We start from the raw sequence: 533 nt of genomic DNA, 5'->3' as shown, positions 1-533 counted from the left end.
ATTGAAATACCATGAGAAGCCAGGTTATCAAAGGTATCGTCTGTGCCTCGGGTTAGCGGTAAATCATCGCCCTCAGCGACCAAGTTCGATAAGAAATCGATGCTCTCAGTCACAGCCTGCCAGCACTCTTTAACTACAGAAATATCTTGCGTGTTTTGATAGTGACGGTACACCATCAGAATGTATTTCGGTGCTAAGTCCTTCCACTCTTTCACGTTGTGCCAGCTGTACGCGTCAGGCTGGATGTCGAACGGGCTACCCAAGTCATGAATAACCGCACCTCGAATAGCACGCACGCCTTGGTACTTCTCATCGATCAATTCAGCATTCGGTGTTGCTTCATATTCCCAGTAGCGGCGCTGAGTAAAGTCTTCAGCCAAAATCGCTTTTGAGAACTCTTTCATTACGCAGCCATCAAGCTCCGGCAGCAAGTAAAGCAGTGAAAATGAGCCGTAAAAATACACATCCAGAGAGTTAAAGAATGGGTAATCAACACACTCTTTCACTAGGAACTTGTCTTCTTTATCCCATAC

The 533-nt window shown here is 46.0% G+C and carries 1 protein-coding gene; it reads right to left on the bottom strand.

Annotated features, from left to right (window positions below; all coding sequences use genetic code 11):
• Nucleotides 1-533, bottom strand: a 533-nt coding sequence (locus AB4486_RS22720) for a GH116 family glycosyl hydrolase (protein WP_372118740.1), incomplete at both ends; no start/stop codon positions are given.

Origin of the sequence: Vibrio sp. 10N.222.55.C6 (assembly GCF_041473395.1) — a bacterium.
Classification (GTDB): Bacteria; Pseudomonadota; Gammaproteobacteria; order Enterobacterales; family Vibrionaceae; genus Vibrio; species Vibrio crassostreae_C.
Note: the sequence above shows the minus strand (reverse complement) of the source record. Positions and strands in the feature narration are given on the sequence as shown.